The organism is Stenotrophomonas sp. GD03958, assembly GCF_029839005.1.
GTDB classification, from domain to species: domain Bacteria; phylum Pseudomonadota; class Gammaproteobacteria; order Xanthomonadales; family Xanthomonadaceae; genus Stenotrophomonas; species Stenotrophomonas hibiscicola.
The window spans coordinates 1-26,247 of the sequence record NZ_JAOBZT010000027.1 but is presented as its reverse complement, the minus strand read 5'-3'; the positions used below and the strand labels follow the sequence as shown (position 1 = coordinate 26,247).

The 26,247-nt window shown below is 68.2% G+C and carries 20 protein-coding genes; 8 read left to right on the top strand and 12 right to left on the bottom strand.

From position 1 onward, the window contains the following. Nucleotides 1-18: 18 nt before the first annotated feature. Nucleotides 19-1,125, bottom strand: coding sequence for an SDR family oxidoreductase (locus N5C25_RS10260; protein ID WP_251102934.1), 1,107 nt, complete (start codon nucleotides 1,123-1,125; stop codon nucleotides 19-21). Nucleotides 1,126-1,322: 197 nt separating this feature from the next. Between N5C25_RS10260 and N5C25_RS10255 the strand changes: the two genes are divergently transcribed. Continuing rightward, nucleotides 1,323-1,631: a hypothetical protein gene (locus N5C25_RS10255; RefSeq protein ID WP_019661972.1), complete on the top strand. Its 309-nt coding sequence runs from the start codon at nucleotides 1,323-1,325 to the stop codon at nucleotides 1,629-1,631. On the opposite strand, the gene N5C25_RS10250 is transcribed toward N5C25_RS10255, so the two are convergent. Beyond that, nucleotides 1,619-2,677 carry a DNA topoisomerase IB gene (locus N5C25_RS10250; RefSeq protein ID WP_058983237.1) on the bottom strand — a complete coding sequence of 353 codons (1,059 nt, stop codon included), beginning with the start codon at nucleotides 2,675-2,677 and terminating at the stop codon, nucleotides 1,619-1,621. The two genes, N5C25_RS10255 and N5C25_RS10250, sit on opposite strands and share 13 nt — an antisense overlap. Nucleotides 2,678-2,788: 111 nt before the next feature. Between N5C25_RS10250 and N5C25_RS10245 the strand changes: the two genes are divergently transcribed. The 3 genes from N5C25_RS10245 (at nucleotide 2,789) to N5C25_RS10235 (ending at nucleotide 9,314) form a co-directional block, all read left to right on the top strand. Beyond that, nucleotides 2,789-3,178, top strand: a complete 390-nt coding sequence (locus N5C25_RS10245; protein ID WP_058983235.1) for an I78 family peptidase inhibitor — start codon at nucleotides 2,789-2,791, stop codon at nucleotides 3,176-3,178. Nucleotides 3,179-3,352: 174 nt separating this feature from the next. Then, a complete protein-coding gene (gene gltB / locus N5C25_RS10240) occupies nucleotides 3,353-7,807 on the top strand; it encodes a glutamate synthase large subunit (RefSeq protein WP_279936897.1) in 4,455 nt (1,484 codons plus the stop codon). Nucleotides 7,808-7,868: 61 nt separating this feature from the next. After that, nucleotides 7,869-9,314: an FAD-dependent oxidoreductase gene (locus N5C25_RS10235; protein WP_019661976.1), complete on the top strand. Its 1,446-nt coding sequence runs from the start codon at nucleotides 7,869-7,871 to the stop codon at nucleotides 9,312-9,314. On the opposite strand, the gene N5C25_RS10230 is transcribed toward N5C25_RS10235, so the two are convergent. Beyond that, entirely contained in the window at nucleotides 9,300-11,708 is a 2,409-nt protein-coding gene (locus N5C25_RS10230; RefSeq protein ID WP_058983229.1) for an ATP-binding protein, read from the bottom strand. The genes N5C25_RS10235 and N5C25_RS10230 overlap by 15 nt on opposite strands. A gap of 167 nt (nucleotides 11,709-11,875) precedes the next feature. Here N5C25_RS10230 and N5C25_RS10225 point away from each other — a divergent pair, with 167 nt between their 5' ends. Beyond that, complete coding sequence (locus N5C25_RS10225; protein WP_058983228.1) at nucleotides 11,876-12,742, top strand: methylglyoxal synthase; 867 nt, start codon at nucleotides 11,876-11,878, stop codon at nucleotides 12,740-12,742. Nucleotides 12,743-13,067: 325 nt separating this feature from the next. Here the strand turns inward: N5C25_RS10225 and N5C25_RS10220 are convergent, their stop codons facing one another. From N5C25_RS10220 to ttcA, 3 genes are read right to left on the bottom strand one after another with little or no spacing between them, the layout of a single operon-like run. Next, nucleotides 13,068-13,847 (bottom strand): SprT family zinc-dependent metalloprotease, encoded by a 780-nt coding sequence (locus N5C25_RS10220; protein WP_279936896.1) that lies wholly within the window; start codon nucleotides 13,845-13,847, stop codon nucleotides 13,068-13,070. 59 nt (nucleotides 13,848-13,906) lie between these two features. Continuing rightward, nucleotides 13,907-14,812: a recombination-associated protein RdgC gene (locus tag N5C25_RS10215; RefSeq protein ID WP_021202267.1), complete on the bottom strand. Its 906-nt coding sequence runs from the start codon at nucleotides 14,810-14,812 to the stop codon at nucleotides 13,907-13,909. A 36-nt stretch (nucleotides 14,813-14,848) separates the two neighbouring features. After that, nucleotides 14,849-15,769 (bottom strand): tRNA 2-thiocytidine(32) synthetase TtcA, encoded by a 921-nt coding sequence (gene ttcA, locus N5C25_RS10210; protein WP_279936895.1) that lies wholly within the window; start codon nucleotides 15,767-15,769, stop codon nucleotides 14,849-14,851. Between the two features lie 91 nt (nucleotides 15,770-15,860). Between ttcA and N5C25_RS10205 the strand changes: the two genes are divergently transcribed. Beyond that, nucleotides 15,861-16,064, top strand: a complete 204-nt coding sequence (locus N5C25_RS10205) for a YdcH family protein (protein ID WP_005407501.1) — start codon at nucleotides 15,861-15,863, stop codon at nucleotides 16,062-16,064. A gap of 116 nt (nucleotides 16,065-16,180) precedes the next feature. Here the strand turns inward: N5C25_RS10205 and plsB are convergent, their stop codons facing one another. The 4 genes from plsB to N5C25_RS10185 all read right to left on the bottom strand — a co-directional run bounded on the left by plsB (nucleotide 16,181) and on the right by N5C25_RS10185 (nucleotide 21,840). After that, a complete protein-coding gene (gene plsB / locus N5C25_RS10200; RefSeq protein WP_279936894.1) occupies nucleotides 16,181-18,817 on the bottom strand; it encodes a glycerol-3-phosphate 1-O-acyltransferase PlsB in 2,637 nt (878 codons plus the stop codon). Continuing rightward, nucleotides 18,817-19,770, bottom strand: coding sequence for a hypothetical protein (locus tag N5C25_RS10195; protein WP_019662244.1), 954 nt, complete (start codon nucleotides 19,768-19,770; stop codon nucleotides 18,817-18,819). Before N5C25_RS10195 ends, plsB begins: the two co-directional genes overlap by 1 nt. 424 nt (nucleotides 19,771-20,194) lie before the next feature. Then, the gene (gene pyrF / locus N5C25_RS10190) at nucleotides 20,195-20,920 is read right to left on the bottom strand and encodes an orotidine-5'-phosphate decarboxylase (protein ID WP_021202271.1); all 726 of its coding nucleotides are present in this window, start codon (nucleotides 20,918-20,920) and stop codon (nucleotides 20,195-20,197) included. Beyond that, nucleotides 20,917-21,840, bottom strand: a complete 924-nt coding sequence (locus N5C25_RS10185) for a 5'-nucleotidase, lipoprotein e(P4) family (RefSeq protein WP_058983218.1) — start codon at nucleotides 21,838-21,840, stop codon at nucleotides 20,917-20,919. Before N5C25_RS10185 ends, pyrF begins: the two co-directional genes overlap by 4 nt. A gap of 101 nt (nucleotides 21,841-21,941) precedes the next feature. Here N5C25_RS10185 and N5C25_RS10180 point away from each other — a divergent pair, with 101 nt between their 5' ends. Continuing rightward, nucleotides 21,942-22,595, top strand: coding sequence for a DUF480 domain-containing protein (locus N5C25_RS10180; RefSeq protein ID WP_251102936.1), 654 nt, complete (start codon nucleotides 21,942-21,944; stop codon nucleotides 22,593-22,595). 72 nt (nucleotides 22,596-22,667) lie between these two features. On the opposite strand, the gene N5C25_RS10175 is transcribed toward N5C25_RS10180, so the two are convergent. Continuing rightward, nucleotides 22,668-23,195, bottom strand: a complete 528-nt coding sequence (locus N5C25_RS10175; RefSeq protein ID WP_251102937.1) for a GNAT family N-acetyltransferase — start codon at nucleotides 23,193-23,195, stop codon at nucleotides 22,668-22,670. A 261-nt stretch (nucleotides 23,196-23,456) separates the two neighbouring features. Continuing rightward, entirely contained in the window at nucleotides 23,457-25,433 is a 1,977-nt protein-coding gene (locus N5C25_RS10170) for a UvrD-helicase domain-containing protein (RefSeq protein ID WP_058983214.1), read from the bottom strand. 101 nt (nucleotides 25,434-25,534) lie between these two features. On the opposite strand from N5C25_RS10170, the gene N5C25_RS10165 reads away from it, so the two are divergent. Then, the gene (locus N5C25_RS10165) at nucleotides 25,535-26,155 is read left to right on the top strand and encodes a thymidine kinase (protein ID WP_021204637.1); all 621 of its coding nucleotides are present in this window, start codon (nucleotides 25,535-25,537) and stop codon (nucleotides 26,153-26,155) included. The last annotated feature ends 92 nt before the right edge of the window (nucleotides 26,156-26,247 follow it).

Genomic DNA, 26,247 nt, shown 5'->3' with positions numbered 1-26,247 from the left:
GCGGCCGGCAGCCCCGTCTCACCCCCGTGGACCGCCCATCACCGGCAGGATCACCCCGCTGATGTAACTGGCACAGGCCGGAGAGGCCAGGAACACGTAGGCCGGCGACAGTTCCTCCGGCTGTGCGGGCCGGCCCATGTCGCTGTCCTTGCCGAACTGGGCGACGTCCTCGGCCTGCTTGTCGGCCGGGTTCAGCGGCGTCCACACCGGCCCCGGCGCCACGCAGTTCACCCGGATGCCACGTGGCAGCAGCTGGCTGGCCAGCGACTTGGTGAACGCATGGATCGCGCCCTTGGTGGCCGAGTAGTCGATCAGCGCCTTGCTGCCGAAGATGCCCGTTTCCGAACCGGTGTTGATGATGCTGGCGCCCTCGCCCAGATGCGGCAGCACCGCGCGCGCCATCTGGATGTAACCGCCGATGTTGGTCTGCAGGGTCTCCTGCAGGTGCGCGTCTTCCAGGTCTTCCAGCCGCTCGCAGTGCAGCTGGAACGCGGCGTTGTTGACCAGGATGTCGATGCCGCCGAACGCCTTGGCCACCTGCTTCACCGCTTTGTCGCAGAAGCGCGGATCGCGCACGTCACCGGCGATCACCACGCAGCGACCGCCTTCGCGCTCCACGTGCTGGCGGGTGATGTCCGCGTCCTCGGCCTCGTCCAGGTGCAGCACGGCCACGTCCGCGCCTTCGCGTGCGAACAGCACCGCCACCGCACGGCCAATGCCGGAGTCGCCACCGGTGACGATCGCACGCATGCCCTGCAGCTTGCCGCTGCCCGCGTAGTCGGGTGCAAGGAAGCGGGGCGCCAGCTCCAGTTCGTGCTCATGCCCAGGCTTGGCCAGCTGCTGCGCCGGCATCGCCTCCGGCTGGCGCCGTGCGCCGGCCTGGGTCGCGGTCTTCTTCGTGGCCTTGCTGGCCGCCCGGGCGTCCTTGGCCTTCTCCTGGTCCTGCAGGCGCCGCTGCCGGGCCGCGACGCGTGCTGCCCGCGGATCGCTGGCGGCCGCCTTGCGGGTCGCGGTCTTCACTACTCGCGGGCGATCGGGGTCGGCGACCGCCTTGGCCGGGGTGCTGCCTTTACGCACTTTCGGCGATGCCTTTCGGCGGGCGGGTGTCTTCTTGGTGGTGGCCATGCAGGTCTCCTCGGGAGGGAACGGGGCTGCCGGCCAGCGGCCGACACTACCGGGGGGGCGGCGCGCGCCGCACCTGCAGTCTCTCTACGCACGCTGTTGGCGGCAGTGAGCGCGCCGTGTCCACGATGTGCACGGCATTCATTCCGCCACCACGTGCGCCGTCGCACCCTGCACGCAACCACACAGGGAACGCCTCCATGAAACATGCCATCGCCACCGCCGCCGTCTGCTTTGCCCTCGCCGCCTGCAGCAGCACACCGATGGCCCAGGTGCAGCCGATCGATGGCGTGATTTCCGGCCAGTGCCACAGCGACAGGGTGCGCGGCGCGGTGGGCCTGGCCGCCTCGGACGCCACTGTGGCCCGTGCACGCGTGGACAGCGACAGCCTGCACGTGCGGGTCCTGCGCCACGACGGCCCGCGGGTGCCACCGGCCAGCGAAGGCGGCGACCGCCTGACCATCGAGAAGGGCCGCACCAACAATATCGTCGCGATCTACTGCGGCTGACGACTGCGGCTGAGCCGGCGTGCCCTGCGCAGCACGCGCAGGGTGGCCTGCTCCCACTGGCGCGGCCCGCGCAGGCCGGCCAGCTTGGCCAGTTCACCGCGCTCCCAGCCGACGAACACGCACGGGTCGATATAGGCCTTGCGGCACACCGCCGGCGTGTTGCCCAACCGGGCCGCCACCTGGCACACCACGCTGCGCTGTGCCTGCGCCAGCGCACGCCGGCTGGCCGGTTCCGGCAGCTCGGTGGCAGCAAACGCCTGCACCGCCGCGACGGTCCCGCCCCAGGTGCGGAAATCCTTGGCAGTGAAGTCCTCGCCCATCACCTCGCGCAGGTAGTCGTTCACCGCACCGGAGTCGACCGGCTGCAGCGCACCGTCGTCATCGCGGTACTGGAACAACGCCTGCCCCGGCAGCTGCTGCAGGCGCCGCACCAGCAGCCCCAGCCTGCGGTCGCCCACGGTCACCTCCTGCAGCTGCCCGGACTTGCCGCGGAAACGCATGCGCACCCGGCCGCCACGCAGCAGCTCCAGATGACGGTTACGCAGTGTGGTCAGTCCGAATGACCGGTTCTGCTGCGCATAGGTCTCATTGCCGACCCGCACCAGGGTGTCGGCCAGCAACGCGACCACCATGGCCAGCACTTTTTCCTTAGGGAAACCCGGCCGTTTCAGATCCCGCGACAACCGCCGCCGCAGCGTGGGCAAGGCCTCGCCAAAGGCGATGATGCGGTCGAACTTGCCGGCGTCGCGCTCCTTCGCCCAGTCGGGGTGGTAACGGTACTGCTTGCGCCCGCGCGCATCGCGGCCTGTGGCCTGCAGGTGGCCGTTGGCGTGGGCGCAGATCCACACCGCGGTGTAGGCCGGTGGAATCGCCAGTGCGCGGACGCGTTGCAGGGTGGTGGCGTCGCGTATCGCGTGGCCATCAGCATCGCGGTAACTGAAACCTTTTCCGGCGCGGCGCCGGCTGATGCCCGGCTGGGTGTCGTCGACATAGCGCAGGCCGGCCGCGCGCGCGGCCTGTCGTTCGGGAGTGGAGGCGGTCGGCATGCCAGTAGTGTCGCGGTCGCCGTGCCGCGATCCTGTCGATAACACAAGACAAACACGTGAGGGCCGGTTCGCCGCTATGCTCGGGTCTTCACAACCCCTTCCGGAGTCATGATGTCGTTCCCGATTCGCGCCCGTTCGCTCTCCGCCCTGCTGCTGCCGGCCGTGCTGGCCTTGACCGCCTGCCAGGCACCGGCGCTGGATGAACAGGATTCGGCCACGGCCCACGCCCAGCAGGCGGCCGAAGCCGCCAAGGCACCGGCCGACGAAGCCGGCAAGGCCATCGAGGCGCCGCCGGTCGGCACCTGCGATGCCAGCCAGGTGCAGAGCCTGGTCGGCCAGGCCTACACCGATGCGCTGGGCAAGCAGGCGCAGGAAGATGCAGGCGCCAGCCAGGTACGCGTGCTCAAGCCCAATGATGTGGCCACGATGGAGTTCCTCGGCGACCGCCTGAACATCGAAGTGGACGCCAAGGGCGCCATCAGCGGCGTGCGCTGCGGCTGAGTCCCGCCCCGCGCCGGCACTGGGTTGCCGGCGCGTTCTGTTGCACCTGCAACCGTGTATTGCGGCGTTGCAGCAACCTGTGATCTAGTCGAGGCATCCGGTGGCCTCACGATGCGCTCCAGGGAATGAGCGGGGACGAGTGTCGCCGCCAACCCTATACGCATCGAGGTAGAGATGGCCCCCCGCAACCGCCAAGGGCTTTACGACCCGCGCTCCGAGCGCGATGCCTGTGGATTTGGCATGGTCGCCCAGCTCGACGATCAACCATCGCGCCTGTTGGTTGATACCGCCATCGCCGCGCTTTCGCGCATGACCCACCGTGGCGGTGTCGCCGCCGATGGCCTGACCGGTGATGGCTGCGGCCTGCTGCTGCGCCGCCCCGATGCGTTCCTGAAACTGCTGGCCAGCGAAGCCGGCATTGCCGTCGCCACACGCTTCGCCGCCGGCCTGGTATTCCTGCCGCACGACGCCGACGCGGCGCAGGCCTGCCGCGCGCAGCTGCAGGCGCAGGTGGAAGCGGTGGGCTGCAAGGTCGCTGGCTGGCGCGAGGTACCGACCGACGACAGCGTCTGCGGCCAACTGGCGCGCGACACGCTGCCGCGCATCGAGCAGGTGTTCGTCGATGCGGGGGTTGGCCAGGATGATGCCGGCTTCGCGCTGGCGTTGTTCCTGGCCCGCCGCCGCAGCGAACAGCAGCTGCGCGATCACGCCGACTTCTACGTCACCACGCTCACCCCGGATGCGATCAGCTACAAGGGCATGGTGCTGCCGGACAAGCTCAGCCGCTTCTTCCCGGACCTGCAGCGCCGCGAGCTGGCCTCCAGCGCGATCGTGTTCCACCAGCGATTCTCCACCAACACGCTGCCGCGCTGGCCGCTCGCCCATCCGTTCCGCATGCTCGCCCACAACGGCGAGATCAACACCATCGAGGGCAACCGTCGCTGGGCGCAGGCACGCAGCAAGGTGTGGAAGACGCCGCGCTTCGATATTGGTGAATTCGACCCGGTCATCTCCATGCACGGTTCGGATTCGCAGAGCCTGGACAACATGCTGGAGCTGATGGTCGCCGGTGGCATGGAGTTGATCCAGGCGCTGCGCATCCTGGTGCCGCCTGCCACGCAGTCGCTGGAATTCAAGGATCCGGACCTGGCGGCCTTCTACGAGTTCCACGGCCTCAACAGCGAGCCGTGGGACGGCCCGGCCGGCATCGTCGCCTGCGACAGCCGCTATGCGGTGTGTACGCTGGACCGCAACGGCCTGCGACCGGCGCGCTGGATGCTCACCGCCGACCGCCACTTCCTGGTCGCCTCCGAAGCCGGCGTGTGGGAAGTGCCGACCGAGCGCGTGGTGCGCAAGGGCAAGCTCGGCCCCGGTGAGATGGTGGCCATCGACCTCAAGCGTGGCGACCTGCTCGATTCCGATGCGGTCGACCGCATCAACCGCGGCCGCGCGCCCTACAAGCAGTGGCTGCAGCAGGGCGTGACCTACCTGCAGACCGAACTGATCGACCCGTCGCTGGTGGAAGAGCCCTTCGACGAAGGCACCCTGCGCAGCTACCACAAGCTGTACCAGCTCAGCAGCGAGGAGGTGGAGCAGGTGCTGCGGCCGCTGGCCGAGACCGAGCAGGAAGCCACCGGCTCGATGGGCGACGACACGCCGATGGCGGTGCTGAGCCAGCGCAGCCGCCCGCTGTACGACTATTTCCGCCAGGCCTTCGCGCAGGTCACCAACCCGCCGATCGACCCGCTGCGCGAAGACTGCGCGATGTCGCTGTCCACCCAGCTCGGCAAGGAAACCAACATCTTCCATGCCGGCCCGGAGACGGTGAACCACGTCATCCTCAATTCGCCGGTACTGAGCCAGCGCAAGCTGCGCCAGCTGTTGAAGATGGACCAGTACGTGCAGGCCAACCGCCTGCTCGACCTTTCCTACAGCGAAGACGAAGGCCTGCGCGCCGGCATCGAACGCATCTGCAGCGAAGCGGAACAGGCCGCGCGCGATGGCATGGTGATGCTGCTGCTGTCCGACCGCTACCCGGTGGCCGGGCGGCCGATGGTGCATGCGCTGCTGGCCACCAGTGCCATCCACCACCACCTGTCTCGGCTGGGCCTGCGCTGCGACGTGAACCTCATCGTCGAGACCGGCACTGCACGTGACCCGCACCACATGGCCTGCCTGCTCGGTTTCGGTGCCACGGCGGTTTACCCGTACCTGGCCTACCAGACCCTGTTCGACCTGGGCCGTCGCGGCATCCTCAAGCTCAGCAAGGGCGGCGAGCAATCGCAGATCGGCCGCCGCTACCGCAAGGGTATCTACAAGGGCCTGTCGAAGATCATCTCGAAGATGGGCATCTGTACGGTGGCCAGCTACCGCGGCGCGCAGCTGTTCGAGATCATCGGCCTGGAACCGGAAGTGGTGGACCTGTGCTTCCCCGATACCGCCTCGCGCATCGGCGGCGCCGGCTTTGCCCGCCTGGATGCCGACGCGCGCGAACTGTGCGCGCAGGCCTGGGACGCGCAGCAGGGCGTGGATGTCGGCGGCCTGCTGAAGTACGTGCACGGCGGCGAATACCACATGTACAACCCGGACGTGGTGACCACCCTGCAGCGCGCGGCGCGCAGCGGTGACCCGCGTGCGTGGCAGCAGTACTGCGATGCGGTGCATGCGCGTCCGCCATCGGCGCTGCGTGACCTGCTGGAGCTGGTGCCGGCGGCCACGCCCGTGCCGCTGGACGAGGTCGCTCCAGCCAGTACCCTGTTCCCGCGCTTCGATACTGCGGCGATCAGCCTGGGCGCACTGTCGCCGGAAGCGCATGAAGCATTGGCCATCGCCATGAACCGCCTCGGCGGCCGCAGCAATTCCGGCGAAGGCGGTGAGGATCCCGCCCGCTATGGCACCGCGAAGCGCAGCAAGATCAAGCAGGTCGCCTCGGGCCGCTTCGGCGTTACCGCCGAGTACCTGGTCAATGCCGAAGTGCTGCAGATCAAGGTCGCGCAGGGCGCCAAGCCCGGCGAGGGCGGCCAGCTGCCCGGCCACAAGGTCAACGAACTGATCGCGCGTCTGCGCTACGCGCGGCCGGGCATCGGCCTGATCTCGCCGCCGCCGCACCACGACATCTATTCGATCGAAGACCTGGCGCAGCTGATCTACGACCTCAAGCAGGTCAACCCGACCGCGCTGGTATCGGTGAAGCTGGTCAGCCATGCCGGCGTTGGTACCATCGCCGCCGGTGTGGTCAAGGCCGGTGCGGACCTGATCACCATCTCCGGCCATGACGGTGGCACCGGTGCGTCGCCGGTCAGCTCGATCCGCTATGCCGGCGTGCCGTGGGAGCTGGGCGTGGCCGAAGCGCACCAGGCGCTGCTGGCCAACGACCTGCGCGGGCGCACCCTGCTGCAGACCGATGGCGGGCTGAAGACCGGCCTGGACGTGGTCAAGGCCGCGCTGCTGGGCGCGGACAGCTTCGGCTTCGGCACGGCGCCGATGATCGTGCTGGGCTGCAAGTACCTGCGCATCTGCCACCTCAACAACTGCGCCACCGGCGTGGCCACCCAGGACGAACGCCTGCGCGAGAACCACTTCATCGGCCAGCCGGAGCGCGTGGAGAACTTCTTCCGGCTGCTGGCCGAAGAAGTGCGTGGCTGGCTGTCCTACCTGGGCGCGCGTTCGCTGGAAGAGATCGTCGGCCGCACCGACCTGCTGCGGCAGATCGAGGCCGCGCCGCGTGACGGCGTGCGCGTGGACCTGTCGCGCCTGCTGGCCGATGCCCGTTACGAGGGCAGCCACTGCGCCGCGCAGCGCCTGTACGAGTCGCCGGACAGCCTGGCCACGCAGATGGACGGCCTGCTTGCCTCCGCCATTGAACACAAGCGCGGCGGCGAGCATCGCTTCCTGATCCACAACACCGACCGCAGCATCGGCACCCGCCTGGCCGGCGCGGTGGTGCGTGCGCACGGCAACCAGGGCATGGCCGACACGCCGCTGGAACTGCGCTTTCGCGGCAGCGCCGGGCAGAGCTTCGGCGCGTTCAACGTGGGTGGCCTGCACCTGGAGGTGGAAGGCGAAGCCAACGACTACGTCGGCAAGGGCATGGCCGGTGGCCGCCTGGTGGTGCGACCGCCGCGCGGTGCCCGCTTCGAGGCACGCAGCACCGCCATCATCGGCAACACCTGCCTGTACGGCGCCACCGGCGGCGAGCTGTTCGCCGCGGGCAGGGCGGGCGAGCGCTTCGCGGTACGCAACTCCGGCGCGCTGGCGGTAGTGGAGGGTGCCGGCGACCACTGCTGCGAGTACATGACCGATGGCGTGGTACTGGTGCTGGGCAAGGTCGGGCTGAACTTCGGTGCCGGTTTCACCGGCGGCCTGGCCTACGTGCTGGACGTCGATCGCGATTTCGTCGACCGCTACAACCACGAGCTGATCGACATCCATCGCGTGTCCGCCGAGGGCTTCGAGAACTATCGCCAGCACCTGCACCGCCTGATCGGCCGCCACCGCGAGCTGACCGGCAGCATCTGGGCGCAGCAGATCCTGGACGAGTTCCGCGATTACATCGGCAAGTTCTGGTTGGTCAAACCGAAGGCCGCCAGCATCGAGTCGCTGACCGAAACCCTGCGACGCGCCGCGTGATGTTTTCCGGTAGTGCCGGCCGCTGGCCGGCAACGTTCCCCCTCGCATTACAGAGCCCGCCATGAGCCGCAAGCACGCTTTCCAGTTCCTCGACCTGCCCCGCACCATGCCGCAGCGCATTCCGGTGGAACTGCGCACCTCCGGCGACTGGGGTGAGCTGTACGGCAGGTTCGGCAAGGAAGACGCGCAGTACCAGGCCGGCCGCTGCCTGGACTGCGGCAACCCGTACTGCAGCTGGAAGTGCCCGGTGCACAACGCCATTCCGCAGTGGCTTCAGCTGGTGCAGGAGAACCGCATCCACGAGGCGGCCACGCTGTGCCACAGCACCAACCCGCTGCCGGAAGTGTGCGGCCGGGTGTGCCCGCAGGACCGGCTGTGCGAAGGCAGCTGCACGCTGGAGGAGTTCGGTGCGGTCACCATCGGCGCGGTGGAGAAGTACATCGTCGATACCGCATTGGCCAGTGGCTGGCGCCCGGATCTGGCCGCGGTGCAGCCGACCGGCCACAGCGTGGCGGTGATCGGCGCCGGTCCGGCGGGGCTGGCCTGTGCCGACCGCCTGGCTCGCGCCGGCATTGCCGCCGTGGTCTATGACCGCTACGAGCAGATCGGCGGCCTGCTGCAGTTCGGCATCCCCAGCTTCAAGCTGGACAAGGACGTGATCCGTCGCCGCCGCGACGTGCTGGAGGGCATGGGGGTGCAGTTCCGCCTCGGCGTGGAGATCGGCCGCGACATCAGCCTGCAGCAGCTGCTGGATACCCACGATGCGGTGTTCGTCGGCACCGGCGCCTACCGCTACACCGATGGCGGCCTCGACGGCCAGGACCTGAAAGGCGTGCTGCCGGCGTTGCCGTTCCTGGTGCAGAACAGCCGCATCGTCGGTGGTGATGATCCGAAGGGCCGGCCGATTGCCGGCTGGGAAGACACCATCGCCCTGCCCGATCTCAACGGCAAGCGCGTAGTGGTGCTCGGCGGTGGCGATACCGGCATGGACTGCGTGCGCAGCGCGATACGGCTGGGCGCGGCCAAGGTCACCTGCGCCTACCGCCGCGACGAAGCAAACATGCCCGGCAGCGCGCGCGAGGTCGCCAATGCACGCGAGGAAGGTGTGCGCTTCCTGTTCAACCGGCAGCCGCTGTCGATCGAAGCCGGCGCCGATGACGAAGTAATCGGCGTAACCGTGGTCGAGACCCGGTTGGGTGAGCCGGATGCGAACGGCCGCCAGAACGCGGTGCCGATCGATGGCAGCGAATCGCTGCTGGAGGCCGACGTGGTGATCATCGCCTTCGGCTTCTCGCCGACCGTTCCGGCATGGCTGGCCGAGCACGGCGTGGAAGGCCGGTCCAACGGCCGTATCGTGGCCGGAGGCAAGGATCGCCTGCCGTTCCAGACCGCGCATCCGCGCCTGTTCGCCGGTGGTGATGCGGTACGCGGTGCCGACTTGGTGGTGACCGCCGTGGCCGAGGGCCGCGATGCCGCCGCCAGCATCGTCCGGCTACTGGCCCACTGAGTCCGGCGCCAGCAGTACCGCCAGCAGCGCCCGCAGCACGTGCGGCTCCACCGGCTTGGCCAGGAAGTGGTCGATGCCAGCCGCGCGACAGGCTTCGCGGGTGCTTTCCATCACGCTGGCCGTGAGCGCGATGATCGGCACCTGCGCACGTGCCGGGCAGGCATCAGCGCGGATCGCCCGCGCCAGTGCGAAGCCGTCCATGCCCGGCATGTGGCAGTCAGTGATCACCAGCTCGAACGGCTGCGCCTGCCATGCTTCAAGCGCCGACTGCCCATCGGTACAGGCGTGGACCCGCAGCCCCAGCGCGCACAGGCGCTGCTCCAGCAGCTGCAGGTTGGTAGGATGGTCTTCAACCACCAGTACGCACGCCGCCGGCAATGGATGCTCATCCGCTGATGCCGCCGAAGGTGCGGCCATGGGTGCCTCGCAGGCCTCCAGGTCCAGATCCATCCATACCGTGGTGCCCTCCCCAGGGGAGCTGCGCAGCTGCAGCTCCGCCCCCATCGAGGTTGCCAGCTCGCGGCAGATCGCCAGGCCCAGCCCACTGCCGCCGAAGCGCCGCGTGGTCGAGCGCTCCGCCTGGGCATAGGCGGCGAACACCGCCTGCTGTCGTTCCTCGCTGATGCCCACGCCGCTGTCGCTTACCTGCAGGCGCAGCCGCTGCCCGCGGGCATGCTGCTGCAGTACCTGCAACCGCAGTTCCACGTGGCCGTGCCGGGTGAACTTCAGTGCGTTACCGGCCAGGTTGAACAGGATCTGGCGCAGGCGCAGGCCATCGGCCAGCGATCCCGGCTGCATCTCCGGATCAAGCACCACCTGCAGGTGCAGGCCGCGGCTGGCGGCCACCGGCATCAGCAGCTGCTGCACCGCGCGCACCAGTGCCGCCAGATCGGTGGGCCGCAACTGCAGCGGTGCGCCCTGCAGGCGCTGGCTGTGCAGTACATCGTCGAGGATCTGCCGCAGCATCCGCGCCGCATCATCCACCGTGGCCAGCACCTGCTGCTGGCGTGGCTCCAGCCTGCTGCCCGCCAGCCGTTCGAGCATGCCCAGCAGCGTGCTCATCGGCGTGCGGATCTCATGGCTCATCGTGGCCAGGAAGTGCGCCTTGGCCTGTGCCACCTGCTCGGCCTCGCGGCGCGCGTCGGCCAGCGCGCGGGTACGTGACTGCACCTCGCTGACGTCGATCCAGTAGCCGCTCCACTCGACGTCGCTGTCGTCGCAGGGCAACGGCCGCCCATGCGAACGCACCCATCGCCAGCCCTGTGGTGAACGGGTGCGGAAAGTGACGTCGATCGGGCCACGCGCCAATGCAGCCGTCTCGATACAGGCCATCACCTTGCTGCGGTCTTCAGGGTGGACCGCGGCCAACAGCCGCTGGTGATCGATGCGCGCGGTCTCCACGCTGATTCCGAACAGGGACTGCACGTCGCCGGCGATCTGCGGAAAGCTGTAGTGACCGCACGCCGACCGACGCGCCTGGTAGACCACCGCCGGCAGGTTCGCAGTCACCTCCTGCAGGCGCTGCTCCACGACTCGGCGGCGCACGCTTTCGCGATGCACCCGCCAGTAACCGTAGGCATGTACCAGCGCCAGGGCGAGCAGGATCAACGAGGCCGGCACCAGCCAGCGCAGGGGCGACGATGACGGGGAATTACGCGGCCGGTCCGGCAGCCAGTCCGCGCGGATCTGTTCGCGCTCGGTATCGGTCAGCTGCGACAGCGCGTGCTCGAAGCCGACGATGACATCGGCGCAGGCGGGCGTGGTCGCCAGCACCAGGGCATCATCGAAACCGGCCGGCGCAGCGATCAGCAGTGCATCGCCCTGGTAGCGGCGCAACGCGGCCTCGACGTCGCCGAGGTTGGCGACGACCGCATCGATCAATCCGGTGCCCAGCAGCGGGAGCGCATCGTCCAGCGCTGCCGGTGGCAGCAGCTGTGCACCCGCTGCCTGCTCGGCCAGCAGCCCCTGCAGCGGCATCCGGCTGGGGCTGGCCACGGTTCGTCCACGCAGATCTTCCAGGCCCAGCACCGGCGGCGTACCCTCCCGGCGGACGATCACCTGTGGCAGCTGCAGGTAGGGCGTGCTGGCCACCCACCCGGCGGGCAGCTGCGAGCGTGGCCACCCCAGCAGCGCCTGGGTGCCGGCCGGCAGCTCATCCCGGTCCACGCTGGCGGCCGGCACGGGCAGCAGCTGCAGTGGCCGTTGCCGGCCCAACAGCTCCAGGTACACCGCGCCGAGCCCCCGTGCCTCACCCTGTTCGCTGGACGACAAGGGTGCGCGGTCGGAAGGCCAGGCGATGCGCAGCGGTGTCCTGCAGCCCGTGGCGGAGGCCGTGGCAGCCAGCAGCAGGCTGGCCATGACAGCAATGGCTGCCGGGAAGCCGGCGACATTCACGGTAGGCATCCTCATCTCGCGGGCGGAAGGAACGGCCGCGCTGCGGTACCGCTGCCTGCCACGCTATCGACGTGCGGACCGACGGCAATGAAGAAAGTTGTAAAAGCATCCAGATAGGGGAATGCCGACATACACTGCCGCCTTCACCCGTAACTGCGGAGCGTTCGATGCGCATCGGCCTGGCTGCCAACCGTCTTCATCACCACGACGCGCGCGCCGCGCTGTTCCGTTGGCTGCGCAGCAGCGAGGCCGGCCTGCGCGAGCTGGGCGTGTCGCTGCATGCGGTCGGTCGCACCCATGACGCGATCGAACGACAAGGCTTCCTGACCGGGTACGCGGGCCTGCACCGTTACCCGTACGGACGCGAGGGCGGCCTGATGAAGCTGGTCGCCGAAGTCGTCGGCATGGGTCCGGATCGGACACTGGATGGCGCGATCTACCTGATCGACCCGGTCGATCCGTCCTCGGTATTTCCGGAAGCCACGGCGCTGAAGCGCCAGTGCGTGATTCACGGCAAGCCGTTCATTTCGACCGTGGCCACTGCACGCGACTGGGTCGAAGTGGAGCGCGTCCACGCCGGGCTGGCGGCAGACGGCGGCGCCGACGACCTGCATGCGTTCGAAGGCCAGACGCTGGCGCTGATCGCGCACGATGCGATGAAGCCGGCGATGCTGGCCTTCGCCGATGAGCACTTCGATGTGCTGGCCCGGTTCGGTGAGCGGGTGGCGACCGGCACCACCGGCCAGCGTTTGAACGAACTGGCCTGGAGCCGGGGCTGGCCGCGTGATACGCCGTGGGTGACGCGCTACCAGAGCGGCCCGATGGGCGGTGATGCGCAGATTGCCGACCGGGTACTGGAGGGGCGTTGCCAGCGTGCGATCTTCTTCGAGGACCCGCATGTGGCGCGCCAGCATGAGGCGGATATCCAGCTGCTGGAGCGTGCGGTGACGACGGTGACCGACCAGGCAGTGTGCATTACGGCGCCGCGGGTGGCGGCGCGGTGGGCGGCGGCGGCGGCGCTGCGGGCGGGGTGAGGGTTTCGGCCAACGGCTGAGCCCCTCGTGGTGGGTCGTTCAAATCAGAAGCCGTGCTCGGCCGGCCGGGGTGGATTGCGCAGGGGGCGCTGCAAGTACGTCCTTGTAAGCTCGGTCGCCGCATCCATGCGGCTCACGCCCCTGCGCAACCCACCCCGCCCGGCCACGGACAGTTTCCTGTGTGCCCATCACGGAAGGAAGAAGGAAGAGCAGGAGCGGGTCGCGCGCTGCGCGCGCTTTTGTAGAGCCGAGCCATGCTCGGCTGCTGTCGATCGCGAGGGCTGGATATCTGCGCCACGCGCGTCAGCCGAGCATCGGCTCGGCTCTACAGCAGCTGGCGAAGCATCGCCTTCAGCCTGCGGCCTTCCAGCTGGAAGTAGTCGCGCTGCTCGCGCCAGGCGGGGAAGCGTTGTTCCACTTCGTGCCAGAACGCAGGCGAGTGATTGGGCTGGATCAGGTGGCAGAGCTCGTGCACCAGCACATACTCGAACGCTTCCGGACGACCGAGCACCAGGGCCAGGTCCAGTGCCATGCTGCCGTCGGGGGCCAGCGAGCCCCATTGCGAGGACATCACCTTCAGCCGCAGGCGGCTGGGGGCGCGCGGCAGAGTGGGCAGGTACTTCGGCAGCCAGCGGCCGACGTCGGCGCGGGTCTGGGCTTCGTAGAACTCGCGCAGCAGACGGCGCAGGGTGGCGTCACCACCACGGGTGGGCCACTGCACGCAGGCGCCGTGCGCGTCGATCTCCAGGCGCGCGTAGCGGCCTTCCTGCCAGCGCAGTGGCAGCAGTTCGCCGCGCAGGGGCAGCACGCCGTCTTCGCCGGGCTGCAGCTGCGCCGGCAGGCCCTGGCCCTGGTACTGGCGCAGCTGCAGTGCCAGCCAGTCGCGGTGCTGTTCCAGGAAGCGTTCGCCCATCGCCAGGCTTGCCCGCGGCGGCAGGGTCAAGCGCGCGCCGCGCTCATCCACGCTCAGCTTGATGCGCCGCGCACGCGGATCACGCACGCGCAGTACCTCGATCTCGGCATCCTCCAGGCGCAGGCGAACGGTGTCGCGCTGTACGGTGGCGGGCGGGGTCGGGCTGATCAGGCGGCGCAGCAGACGGCTCATGCGCCCAGCATAGCGCCGCTTCGGGCCGCCGGATGACCGGCGGCCTTCGCGCTGCCTGTTCAGTCAGCCTTGCTGAGCTTGAAGGCTTCTTCCAGCAACAGGAACAGGCGGCGGATCTCGGCGCTCTGCAGAGCAAAGCGGGCGTCGAACTCGGCGCGGCGGCCGTCTTCGTCGGCGTGCTCCAGCTGGTCCAGGGCACCGTCGAGGAACTTCAGCTTGCGCACGATCAGGTCGTCGCCGATCACGAACGACAGGTTGTCCTCGAAGATCAGCGCCAGCTTGGTCACCTGCTTGCCGGCGTCCAGGTGCTTGTCGATCTCGTCGCAGCGCAGTTCCTGGTGCTGGCACTTGACCACCGCGCCGCCTTCCACCGGGTCCTTCATCTCGCACTCTTCGCCCAGGCTCAGTCCGGTCGGCAGCGGCTCGCCGGCAATCCAGCCGGTCAGGATCGAGCGCGGCGCGACTTCGGCGTTCAGCGGCATCGCCGGGAAGCTGCCGAGCAGGCCGCGGATGTCGGACATGAAGTACTCGCCGGTCTTGCGGCTGGAGGTATCCACCGCCACATAGCCGTGCTGCAGGTCAATGAAGGCGTCGTTGCGCGAGGACTTCACGAAGGCGCGCGGCAGCAGTTCATGCAGCAGGTCGTCCTTCATGCGCTTGCGCTCGCGGCCACCCGGGCGGCGGCCTTCCTTCTCCTCGATCTCCTCCAGCTTGCGCTCGAGCAGGTCGTTGACCACCGCCGCCGGCAGGATCTTGTCCTCGCCGCCCACGGTCAGCCACAGGTGTTCGGCGATGCGGTGGGAGAGCTGCTCCTTTTCCTCGCGGCCGAACGGCGAGATGAAGCCGCGCGAGTTCATTTCCAGCGCGCCAACAGGCTTGAGCACGGCGTGCGGCAGCAGGGTATCGACTTCGGAAAAATCGGTGGCGGTCGGAAAACGGAAGAACGTCAGGTTGCGAAAGAACATGGAATTCCGGATGGCAAAGAGGAAGGGCGACCGACCTTAAACGGTGGGCGTCTCGGGATCTGCGTCGGCGTCGGCCGGGGAACCGGCCAGCCAGGCATGGGCATCGGGCAGCGGCGCGTCGTCGCGACGGCCCAGCGCCATGAAGTCGAACAGGGTAGTGTCGGCCAGCTGCGAGGGCCGGACGTCGCCCATGGCGCGCGCGATCTGCTCGATGCGGCCGGGATGGTCCTTTTCCCACTGCTTCAGCATCAGGCCGACCTGGCGGCGCTGCAGGTTCTCCTGGCTGCCGCACAGGTTGCAGGGAATGATCGGGAACCGGCGTGCCTGCGCGTAGTCGACGATGTCGCTTTCGCGCACGTAGGCCAACGGCCGGATCACCACGTGCCTGCCGTCATCGCTGCGCAGTTTCGGCGGCATCCCCGCCAGCTTGGCGTGGTGGAACAGGTTCATGAAGAAGGTGGCCACCATGTCGTCGCGGTGATGGCCCAGCGCGATCTTGGTGAAACCGTGGGTTTTGGCGTAGTTGTAAAGCGCGCCACGACGCAGCCGCGAGCACAGCGAACACATGGTCTTGCCTTCCGGGATGACCCGGCTGACCACCGAGTAGGTGTCCTGCTCGATGATGTGGTACGGCACGCCCAGCCCAGCCAGGTACTCCGGCAGGATGTGCTCAGGGAAGCCCGGCTGTTTCTGGTCCAGGTTCACCGCCACCAGCTCGAACGGCACCGGTGCCTTCTTCTGCAGCTGCAGCAGCACGTCCAGCAGGGTGTAGCTGTCCTTGCCGCCGGACAGGCAGACCATGACCTTGTCGCCGGCCTCGATCATGCCGAAGTCGGCGATCGCCTCGCCGACCTGGCGGCGCAGGCGCTTGGCCAGCTTGTGCTGCTCGCGCTCGGCCACGCGTGGATCGCGGGCGGCGCGCGGCTGGGGATCGGGAAGGGAAATCACGGCACTCATGGGCTCCATTCTAACGGCTCGGAGCGGCCCCGGCCGGGGGTCGGTATTCCCCTCTCCCGGCGGTCATCATCGCTGTGTATGCTCGGGACCTGTGGACACCTACGACCCCGCCGAGATCGTCGAACGCCTCGCCGCCCTGCGCGCCGAGCACCGCCTGCTGGATGAACAGATCACCCGCATGGCAGCCAACGGCGAGGACGAACTGGAAGCCAAGCGCCTGAAGCGGCGCAAGCTGCAGTTGAAGGATTGCATCGCCAGGCTGGAGAGCCTGCAGATTCCCGACGAGCCGGCCTGAGCCGGGTTCAGGTGGGTGCCAACCTGGGTTGGCCTCCTGCTCCGGTACGTGCCAACCCTGGTCGGCACGACGGGAAGGTGTGCGGACCAAGGTCCACACCCACCGCAGGATTCAGTTCAATCCTGCGGTGCCGGCTCGTCCGGGCGCGCCGCTTCCGGGCTGACCCGCTCGATGGTGTGGCGCAGCTCGCGGCCGAGGATGAACTTGGCATCCTTGGCCCAGGCATCCAGGCGCTCGTCGAACAGCAGCTTGCTGTTCTCGTCCGGCCACACCAGGCGCAGCTCGCGCAGCTTCTGGATGAAGCCACGGAACAGGGCCTTGTCGAAGAACTCCGGCGCCGCCGGCGCATAGAGCAGGCTCAGGCGCTGCGCGGCCTGCTGGCACAGGCTTTCCAGTTCGGCGGCGCCAAGCACGCCGGGGCCGTTCTTGACCAGCACCGAAATGGCGATGTAGTAGCGCTCGAACGCCTGCTGCAGCGAGTGCCCGATGGCGCGCAGGCGGAACACCTCGTCGGTCTGCCCGGTGTTGCGCGCCAGAATGCCGCCGTCGTCGTCATTGACGTTCTGCAGCAACCCCTCACGCACGAACACGTTGATGGTCTGGTCGATGCGCTGGGCGAACTCGTCCTCGCTCCACGGCAGGAACAGCTCGGCCTGCAGGAACGGGTACACCGTGCGGCCCAGCTGGACCAGGCCGGTACGGCTCATGCGGCGGTTGTTCTGGAAGCAGCAGGCCACCCACGATGAGGCGGTGAACAGGTGCAGCACATTGTTGCGGAAGTAGCTCAGCAGCACCGCGGTATCGCCGCTGACGCTGAGCACATCGCCCAGCGGGTGCTTGATGCGGGTGAGGACGTTGATTTCCTCGGCGTGGGCGATGATCCGCTCCGGCGAGTGCGGGGTCACCGTCACCCGGTCTGAATATGGCATCTCGACCAGCAGGGTCTTGCACAGCTCGATCTGCGCGATCAGGTCGGCCTCGCCCATCGCGTGCTTCGGCGTGGACAGCAGGGCCAGCGCCAGCAGGTTGATCGGGTTGACGTCGGCGGCGCCGTTGATGCGCACCTGGATGCGTTCGGCCAGCGTATCCACCGTGGTCGACAGCCAGGCCGGCTTCTCGTCCTCTGACACCGCCTCGCCCTTCCACTCCGGCGCCTTCTCGGCCAGCACGTCGTTCAGTGCGATCGGTTCGCCAAAGTTCACCACCACCTGGCCGTAGTTCTGCTTGAGCACCTTGGGGATGCCCCACAGCAGCGACCAGATCGACTCCTTTTCCTTCGGCCGGCCGGACAGTTCGTCCAGATAGCTGCCGCCTTCCATCAGTTTCTCGTAGCCGATGTAGACGGGCTGGAACAGCACCGGCTTGCGCGGCTGGCGCAGGAACGCACGCAGCGTCATCGAGATCATGCCGCCCTTGGGCTGCAGCAGGCGGCCGGTGCGCGACCGGCCACCCTCAACGAAATACTCCAGCGAATAGCCACCGGCCACCAGCTGCGCGACGTACTCGCTGAGCACCGCCGAGTACAGCGCGTTGCCGCGGATCGAGCGGCGGATGAAGAACGCACCGCCCTTGCGCAGCAGGGTACCCACCACCGGCAGGTTCAGGTTGATGCCGGCCACGATGTGCGGCGGCACGATGCCACGGTCGTACAGCAGGTAGGACAGCAGCAGGTAGTCCATGTGGCTGCGGTGGCTGGGCACGTACACCACTTCGTGGCCCGGCGCGGCAGCCTTGAACTTGTCCAGGTGGTGCACCAGCACGCCCGCATAGATGCGGTTCCACACGTGGCTGAGCATGAAGCTGGCCGAGCGCACGACCGGGCTGGAATAGTCCGCGGCGATTTCCCAGGCGTAGGCGTGTGCCTTCTTCCAGGCATCGGCCGGCTTCGAATTGTCGCGCTTGGCCTGTGCGGCGATCGCCTCGCGCACCGGTTCGGCAGCCAACACCTGGTCCACCAGCAGGCGCCGCGTCGACAGGTCCGGGCCGATCACCGATTCACGGATGCGCCGGAAGTGCGTACGCAGCACGCGCTGCAGCTTGCGCACCGTGCGCTCCGGCTCCAGGCCTTCGTCCACGGTGCTTCGCAGCGAGATCGGCGGGGCGAAGCGCACGATGGTATTTCGCCCGTTCAGCAGCAGGCCCAGCAGGCGGCGGAAGCGACCGACCAGCGCCCAGTTTTCCGAGAACAGCACCGCGAACCAGCCGCTCTGCTTGTCCGGCGCGCGGCCGACGAAGATAGACACCGGCACCAGATGCACATCCAGGTCGTCGCGCACGCGGTGCGCCTGCAGGACCTTGGCCAGCGAATCGGAGTGGGTCTTGGCGCCGCGCTGCTCGGGAATCAGCGAGTTGCTGGAGCTGCGCCGCGACAGCGCCAGGTAGGCGCGCTTGCGCCCGGTCGGGTCACCGGCCAGCGGCACCAGCGGCGAGGGCAGCCCGGCCTGGCGGCAGGCCTTGTCCAGGATCAGCGCGTTGGACAGGCCGTAGTCTTCCAGCACGTACACGACCGGACGGCCATCGTTGTACTGGCCTGGGTCTTCCGGCTCGATCTTCAGCGACAGCCACGGCTCGACCAGGCGGCCCAGCAGGCGAGCCCACAGCGGGCGGCGGCCGGCCGGACGCGCGTGCACGGGCGGCGGCACCGGGTTCGGGCCGGTGCCGGTCGAGGGGGACGCCGGCACCGTATCGGCGGGCGTCGACTGGGATTCTTCGCCGGGAAACGGCAGCGGGTTCTGTTTCGACATCGGCGCCATTATGGCTTAGGCGGCGGCGTTGCTGCTTCCCCACCCCCAGCAGGGGCTTCAGCCGGTGATGGCGAGGCCGCAGCGCGGGCCGCGTCGGCCTTGCGCAGCAGCGCATCGGTGTCGGCCAGGGTGCGGGTCAGGTACCAGTGGCCCTCGCGGCGGCTCAGCGGCAGCTGCAGGATCATTTCGCGGCCAGCCAGGTCGTAGTGCAGGCGTACCAGCGCATTGTCACCCTCCACCGAGAGCAGCTCACCGCGCACGCTGCGCAGCGCCTCGTCCACGCCCAGTCCGTAGCTGCCCAGCACGGCCTTGAGGGTGTGGATGAACGGCGCCAGCTGCTGCAGGCTGCCTTCCATGCCGGCGGCCTGCAGGCCGGCCTCATCATCGAACCCAACCTTGCCGGCCGCGCCAACCAGTGCGGCGATGGTGCTGCGCGCGCGGGCGCGGTCACTGATCGGTGCGCCCTGCGCCCAGCTGGCGAGGGTTTCCACCAGGGCGATGTAGTGCGCCTGTTGGCCGGGCGTATAGCCCTTCTGATGGCGCAGGTACTGCACGCCGAAGTTGCCCATCGACTGCGCGGCCTGGCGGACGGCGCCGGCCTGTCCGGCCAGCTGGCGATCGAAGCTGCGCTGCAGTTCGGCGCTGGCGTTGGGCTTGCGCAGCGCGGCCAGCATCGGCAGCAGCTGGTCACCCAGCGGCAGTTCGGTCAGCGGCCACTGGCTGTGGCCTTCGGTCCAGGCCTGTTGCAGGCGCTGGTACTGGCTGGGCGGTACCGACAGCTTCGCGTAGCCGACCAGATCGTCCTCGGCCAGGCGCAGGGCCATCGCCTGCACCGCCGCGACCGGTTCGGCTGCCGGCTTGGCCGGATCATCGGCTGATTCGCGGCACGCGGCCACCGCCAGCAGCAGCATGGCTGCCAGCCCCCATCCACGCGCAGACCTTCCTCGCACCGCCACGCTCATGCAATCGGACTCCCCGGACCGGTCCGCATCTTGCGGCCTGCGACGTGACAGCGGCAAGCCGGGACGTCACGGTTTCCGCTGTTGCCTGTGCAAGTCACTGACGGGAATAAAAAAAGAGCCGGGATCACGGGGATCACAGGCTCTTCAAACCGGCGCAGGGCCGGTGGACAGTGTTGTGGCACATGTCCGGTCCGAGGACCGGATGGCGGCGATCCTACGCTGCCGCTCAAGTTAAGGCAACACTTCACGTAGTGCGCCTTAAACTATTGATTTTATTGATTGACCTGATGATGGGGGTGGAAGCAATGAAATCTACGGCAGGTTTTGCGGCGATTCGGGCACAACCGCTCGGTAGACGGATGCAAAAACGCCATCCCGCGCGGGCCGGGATGGCGTTCGGGCCTGCAGCCTTCGCAACGGAACCTCAGCGCGCACCCAGTGCCGACGCGATTTCCTGCTGGATGGCCCGGGCCGCGGCCTGCGGATCGGTGGCCAGGCGGATCGGACGGCCAACCACGATGGCATCGGCACCATCGGCAAACGCCTGGGCCACGCCAACGGTACGCTTCTGGTCATCGCCGACCGGGCCACCGGGGCGGATGCCCGGGCAGACGATCGAGAACCCGGCGCCGGTCGCGGCGCGGATCGGGCCGGCCTCCTGGCCCGAGGCGATCACGCCATCGATGCCGGCCGCCTGCGCGGCCAGCGCGCGTTCGACCACCACCTCCACCGGTTCACGGTCGATGCCCATCTGCGCCAGGTCCGGGCGGCCCATCGAGGTCAGCACGGTTACCGCCAGCAGGCGCATGTCGCTGCTGTTGGCGGCGGCGCAGGCTTCCATCATCGCCGGGTGCCAGCCGTGGATGGTGGCGTAGCTGACCGGCCACTGCGAAAGGCGCTTGATCACCGCCGCGGCGGTGGCCGGGATATCGAAGAACTTCAGGTCGACGAACACGCGCTTGTCGCGGCGGGCCAGCTCGTCCAGCACCTGGAAGTACTCGCCCGACGCCAGCAGTTCCATGCCGATCTTGTAGAACGCCACGCTGTCGCCGAGGCGGTCGACCCACTCCAGCGCCTGCGCGCGATCAGGCACGTCCAGCGCGAAGATCAGGCGCTCGTCGTCGCGCAGCGGCAGTGGCGCGCGGCTCATGGTGCGTAGTCCAGGGCAGCGCGCTTGGCGTCGTGGCGGGCCTGGCGCGACTGGCTGTAATCGTTGTTGAACTGCGCCGGCTCGAAGCCACCGTAGGTCGGGTTGGGCAGCATCCACCAGCGCTCGCCGAACCAGTCGTGGTACTGCTGCAGCAGTGCGTCACGGCCGTCGTTGGTGTTGGCGGTCACTTCCACGAAATCGCCCAGCTGGTCGCCGAACTGCATCAGCACGCGGTACTTCTGCCCGGCCAGGCGGCGGCGGCAGTTCTTCTCGCTGCCGGCCTGCTCGCACCCTTCGACCACGGTGCCCAGGCCCAGGAACACGCTGTCATCGGCCACCGGCAGGCCCTGCTCGCGCAGGTTGGCCAGGGTCGCGTCCTTCAGGTGCACGGCGCGGTTGGAGATGTACAGCAGGGTCACGCCCTTGGCGTTGGCAGCCTTGGCGAAATCCACCACGCCCGGAATGGCCTTGGCCTTCTTCTCGGCCACCCACTGGTCCCAGCTCAGCTCGTCGTATTCCTTGCCGTCGCGCACCAGGCGCGCCTGGTAGGGCGAGTTGTCCAGCACGGTCTCGTCCACGTCCAGTACCACGGCCGGCTTCAGGCCCTTGGCCTCGTTGCCGCGTTCTTCCGGCACCAGTGCGTCCCAGTGGGCTTCCTTCAACGCGACATCCAGGTGGTCGGCGGCGGCACGATAGGTCTGCTCGGTGATGGCCTTGTACTCCTGCGCGCGCTGCATCCACAGCACCGCATTGAGATTGTCGTTGGCCGTGGCATCGCGCGCGCCGTCAGCCTTGGCGGCAGAGGCCGGGGCCTCCGGCGCAACGGCTTCGGCGGCAGGCGCTTCCACGCGCTTGCAGGCGGACAGGCCCAGCGCCGCGGTAGCGAGCAGGGTCAGGGGCAGGGAAACAGGACGACGCATGGATTCACCGGCAATCAGATATACCGGCGCATTTTACCGGCAAAGGCGGCCCCGGGACGGCTATGCTTGGCGGTTGACCCGTTGTCCTTCCGGAGGCTGCCATGACCGATTCCACCCAGACCCCCGACGTCCCCCTGCTCGACGCCGTGCAGGCACGCCTGCTGGGCTGCCTGGTGGAAAAGGAGGCGACCACACCGGACACCTACCCCTTGACAGTCAATGCCGCCCAATCGGCCGCCAACCAGAAGACCGCGCGCGAGCCGGTGATGAACGTCGATGCCGGCAGCGTGCAGCACGCGCTGCGCCAGCTGGAAACGATGGGCCTGGCCCGCCAGCACTTCTCCTCACGCGCGGACCGCTACGAGCACCGCCTGCAAGCCGCGCTGGACCTGACCCGACAGCAGACCGTGCTGCTGGCGCTGCTGCTGCTGCGTGGGCCGCAAACCCTGGGCGAGCTGGTCTCGCGCAGCGAGCGCCTGCACCGCTTCGCCGACACCGACGAAGCCCGCCACGCCATCGAGCGCCTGCAGCAGCGCGCACTGCTGGTGGTGCTGCCGCGCGCCAGCGGCCAGCGCGAAGACCGCTACATGCACCTGCTGTGCGGTGAAGTGGATGGCGCGGCACTGGCAGCGAAGTACGCCAGCGGCGGCGGTGGCAGCAGCGATGCGGCCGATCCGGGCCTGGCCGAGCGCGTGGCCCGGCTGGAAGCGGCCGTGGCCGAGCTGCAGGCGCAGCTGGCCGAACTGCGCGGTTGAACGTCCACATCCGGTAGTGCCGGCCGCTGGCCGGCATCCAGGCATGACCAGGTTGCCGGCCAGCGGCCGGCACTACCCGACGTCAGCCGCACCCGGCGTGGCATACAACCGGCTCGGGCTGTCCACGCCCGGCAACTGGATCACCCCGCGCTCCTGCATGCCCAAGCCCAGCAGGATCTTCCCGGACGCCACGTTGTCCAGGTCGGTGATGCCATACAGATCGTGCAGGCCCAGCGCTCCGCGTGCATGCGCGAACACCGCCCGCGCCGCCTCACCGGCATAGCCCTGCCCGGCGAACTGCGAAAGCACCGCATAGCCGATATCCGGCCCCGGCAGGCCGTCACGCCGCACCAGCCCGGCGTTGCCAATCCAGGCACCATCGGACAACCGCTCGATGGCATACATGCCGAAGCCATTCAACGCATAGCTGTGCAGCACCCGCAGCGCAATGTACTCGCGTGCCTGTTCTTCGTCGCGCACGTTGCGGTCACCGATGAAACGCACGAAGCCCGGATCGTTGAGCAGGGCCAGCATCGGTGCCGCATCACGGTCAGGTTCAATGGCCCGCAGCCGCAGGCGCTCACTCTCGATCGGTTGCACAGGCAGACCTCCAGCCGAAACCCCGATTCTGCCTCAATCCCCGGCTGTTGCTTTTGATTTCCTCTGCATTGCCGTGGAAGGAAGCGCCCGGAATCTGTCAGAGGCCGGTCGGGGTGGGTTCGCGGGGGTATCCGCGCCATGGATGGCGCGGCTAAGCCCCCAAGGACGGGTTCACGGCGTCCCCCGCGAACCCACCCCGACCGGCCACACTGCGGAACCAACGCGCGCTCCACCACGGAGGGGCGGCGCCGTTGGAGCGCCCTAGTCGAACAACGCCTCGATCGCCGCCAACCCCGCACTCGCCCGTTCCTTCTTGCGCGCCGCATCCGCCACCGGGTCGGCGCCATCGCGCTGGATCTCCTCGGCCGGAATCTCCTCGAAGAACCGGCTCGGCTTCAGGCGTACGTGTTCGCCGAACTTGCGCGTCAGCTTGCTGTAGCTCATCCACAGCTGGATCTTGGCGCGGGTGATGCCCACGTACAGCAGGCGCCGTTCTTCCTGCAGGTTGCCCTCGTCCAGGCTGACCTGGTGCGGCAGCACGCCGTCCTCGCAGCCGACGATGAACACGTACGGGAATTCCAGGCCCTTGGAGGCGTGCAGGGTCATCATGCGCACCTGGTTGCCGCCCTCGTCCTTGTCGCTGCGCGACAGCAGCGCCAGCTGGCCGGCCAGGTCGGCGGCGGTTGCACCGCGCGGGCCGCCCTCGAACCACTGCGCCAGTTCCTCGATGTTGTTTGCGCGGCGCTGGTAGCTGGCCTCTTCCTTGGCCTGCTGGCGCAGCTCGCTCAGCAACCCGGATTCCTTGGCCACCTTGCGGATCATGTCGCCGGACGTCACCTGGCGCATCTGTGCACGCAGGTCGCGCAGGATGTCGGTGAAGCGCGCCAGGCTGTTGGCCGCGCGCGGTGGGAGCTGCTGCAGGGCACCGATGGTTTCTGCCACATGCGCCATCGGCATGTCCTTTTCCTGGGCCAGCTCGGCCAGCTTGGCCAGCGTGCCGGCACCGACGTCGCGCTTGGGCGACTGCACCGCACGCATGAACGCGGTGTCGTCATCCGGGTTCACCAGCAGGCGCAGCCAGGCCAAGGTGTCCTTCACTTCCTGGCGTTCCAGGAACATGGTGCCGCCGGTCAGGTGATAGGGAATGCGCAGCAGCTGCATCGCCTTTTCCAGCGGGCGCGACTGGAAGTTGCCACGGAACAGGATGCAGAAGTCACTCCACGGCACGTTGCGCGATTGCGCCACGAAGGCGATCTCGGCGGCGACCTTCTCCGCTTCATGTTCGCTGTTGCGGCATTCCCAAACACGGATGCGTTCGCCGTCGGCCTGGTCGCTCCACAGCTTCTTCAGGTGCTCATGCGGATTGTTGGCGATCAGCGCGTTGGCGGCGCGCAGCACGCGGTTGGAGCAGCGGTAGTTCTGCTCCAGCTTGATGATTTCCAGCGTGGGGTAATCGCGCCCCATCTGCTGCAGGTTTTCGGGATTGGCGCCACGCCAGGCGTAGATCGACTGGTCATCGTCGCCGACGCAGGTGAAGTTGCCCTTCTCGCCGGCCAGCTGCTTGAGCAGGCGGTACTGCGCGTCGTTGGTGTCCTGGCATTCGTCCACCAGCAAGTAGCCGATGCGCTCGCGCCAGGCCAGGGCGATGTCCGGATTCTCTTCCAGGATCTGCACCGGCAGACGGATCAGGTCATCGAAGTCGACCGCATTGAACGCGGTCAGCCTCAGCTGGTAGCGCTCGTAGACGCTGGCCGCTTCCTTCTCGCGGTTGCTGCGTGCGGCGGCCATCGCCTGTTCGGGCGACAGGCCGGCGTTCTTCGCGCGCGACACCAGGTTCTTCATGTCCTCGATGTCGTCGGGCTTGGCCCCGTGCATCAGGTCCTTGATCTGCGCAGCGGCATCGTCGGCGTCGAAGATCGAGAATCCACGCTTCAGGCCCACCGCCGCGTGCTCGATCTGCAGGAACTTCAGGCCCAGCGCATGGAAGGTGCAGATCGTCACCTCGTCGGCATCCTGCTCGCGCAGGCGCTTGGCCACACGCTCGCGCATTTCCTTGGCCGACTTGTTGGTGAAGGTGATCGCCGCGATGCGGCGTGCCGGGTAGCGGCCACAGCTGATCAGGTGGGCGATCTTTTCCACGATCACGCGCGTCTTGCCGCTGCCCGCGCCGGCGAGCACCAGCAGCGGACCTTCGATGTGCAGGACGGCGGCGGCTTGGGGAGGATTGAGACCGTGCATGGGATGGGGATTGTAGCGGGGCGGGGTGACGACCACAGCGGCCTGCCGGCGGGGTTGCTGAACGGCTTCGGCGAAGCGGGGCCGCGGCGTACAATCCGTCGATGGCCAAGCTCTACTTCTACTATTCGGCGATGAACGCCGGCAAGACCACCACCCTGCTGCAGAGCGCCCACAACTACCGCGAGCGCGGCATGCGGGTGGCGATCCTGACCCCGCGCCTGGACGATCGTGCCGGCGCCGGCGTGGTTGCCTCGCGGATCGGCCTGCGCGCCGAGGGCATGGCCTTCGACCGTGATACCGACCTGCAGCGCTGGGTAGAGCAGGACCTGGCGGCGAACGGGCCGATGGGCTGCGTGCTGGTGGACGAAGCGCAGTTCCTCACCCGCGCCCAGGTCTGGCAGCTCAGCGAGGTGGTCGACCAGCTGCGCATTCCGGTGCTGTGCTACGGGCTGCGCACCGACTTCCGCGGCGAACTGTTCGAGGGCAGCCAGTATCTGCTGGCCTGGGCCGACGAGATGCAGGAGATCAAGACCATCTGCCACAGCGGCAAGAAGGCAACGATGACGGTACGCGTGGATGAGCATGGCCACGCAGTACAGGACGGCCCGCAGGTGGAGATCGGCGGCAACGACCGCTACGTGTCGGTCAGCCGCGCCGAGTTCAAGAAGATCACCCGCGGTGAAGGGCGTATCGATCCGGCGCAGGCGCCGCTGCCTCTGTAAGGGGTGTTCTTTTGCAGGGCTTGCAGCCCTGCACCTGCTCAACGCAACGGCAACGGCCAAAGCCAAAGCGGCATTCCGCGGGATGGCGGGGC

Excerpts from the sequence above, each read along its gene's own strand:
- N5C25_RS10260 (WP_251102934.1), bottom strand. The coding sequence starts at position 1,125 with ATGGCCACCACCAAGAAGACACCCGCCCGCCGAAAGGCATCGCCGAAA.
- N5C25_RS10255 (WP_019661972.1), top strand. The coding sequence starts at position 1,323 with ATGAAACATGCCATCGCCACCGCCGCCGTCTGCTTTGCCCTCGCCGCC.
- N5C25_RS10250 (WP_058983237.1), bottom strand. The coding sequence starts at position 2,677 with ATGCCGACCGCCTCCACTCCCGAACGACAGGCCGCGCGCGCGGCCGGC.
- N5C25_RS10245 (WP_058983235.1), top strand. The coding sequence starts at position 2,789 with ATGTCGTTCCCGATTCGCGCCCGTTCGCTCTCCGCCCTGCTGCTGCCG.
- gltB (WP_279936897.1), top strand. The coding sequence starts at position 3,353 with ATGGCCCCCCGCAACCGCCAAGGGCTTTACGACCCGCGCTCCGAGCGC.
- N5C25_RS10235 (WP_019661976.1), top strand. The coding sequence starts at position 7,869 with ATGAGCCGCAAGCACGCTTTCCAGTTCCTCGACCTGCCCCGCACCATG.
- N5C25_RS10225 (WP_058983228.1), top strand. The coding sequence starts at position 11,876 with ATGCGCATCGGCCTGGCTGCCAACCGTCTTCATCACCACGACGCGCGC.
- N5C25_RS10220 (WP_279936896.1), bottom strand. The coding sequence starts at position 13,847 with ATGAGCCGTCTGCTGCGCCGCCTGATCAGCCCGACCCCGCCCGCCACC.
- N5C25_RS10215 (WP_021202267.1), bottom strand. The coding sequence starts at position 14,812 with ATGTTCTTTCGCAACCTGACGTTCTTCCGTTTTCCGACCGCCACCGAT.
- ttcA (WP_279936895.1), bottom strand. The coding sequence starts at position 15,769 with ATGAGTGCCGTGATTTCCCTTCCCGATCCCCAGCCGCGCGCCGCCCGC.
- plsB (WP_279936894.1), bottom strand. The coding sequence starts at position 18,817 with ATGGCGCCGATGTCGAAACAGAACCCGCTGCCGTTTCCCGGCGAAGAA.
- N5C25_RS10195 (WP_019662244.1), bottom strand. The coding sequence starts at position 19,770 with ATGAGCGTGGCGGTGCGAGGAAGGTCTGCGCGTGGATGGGGGCTGGCA.
- pyrF (WP_021202271.1), bottom strand. The coding sequence starts at position 20,920 with ATGAGCCGCGCGCCACTGCCGCTGCGCGACGACGAGCGCCTGATCTTC.
- N5C25_RS10185 (WP_058983218.1), bottom strand. The coding sequence starts at position 21,840 with ATGCGTCGTCCTGTTTCCCTGCCCCTGACCCTGCTCGCTACCGCGGCG.
- N5C25_RS10180 (WP_251102936.1), top strand. The coding sequence starts at position 21,942 with ATGACCGATTCCACCCAGACCCCCGACGTCCCCCTGCTCGACGCCGTG.
- N5C25_RS10170 (WP_058983214.1), bottom strand. The coding sequence starts at position 25,433 with ATGCACGGTCTCAATCCTCCCCAAGCCGCCGCCGTCCTGCACATCGAA.
- N5C25_RS10165 (WP_021204637.1), top strand. The coding sequence starts at position 25,535 with ATGGCCAAGCTCTACTTCTACTATTCGGCGATGAACGCCGGCAAGACC.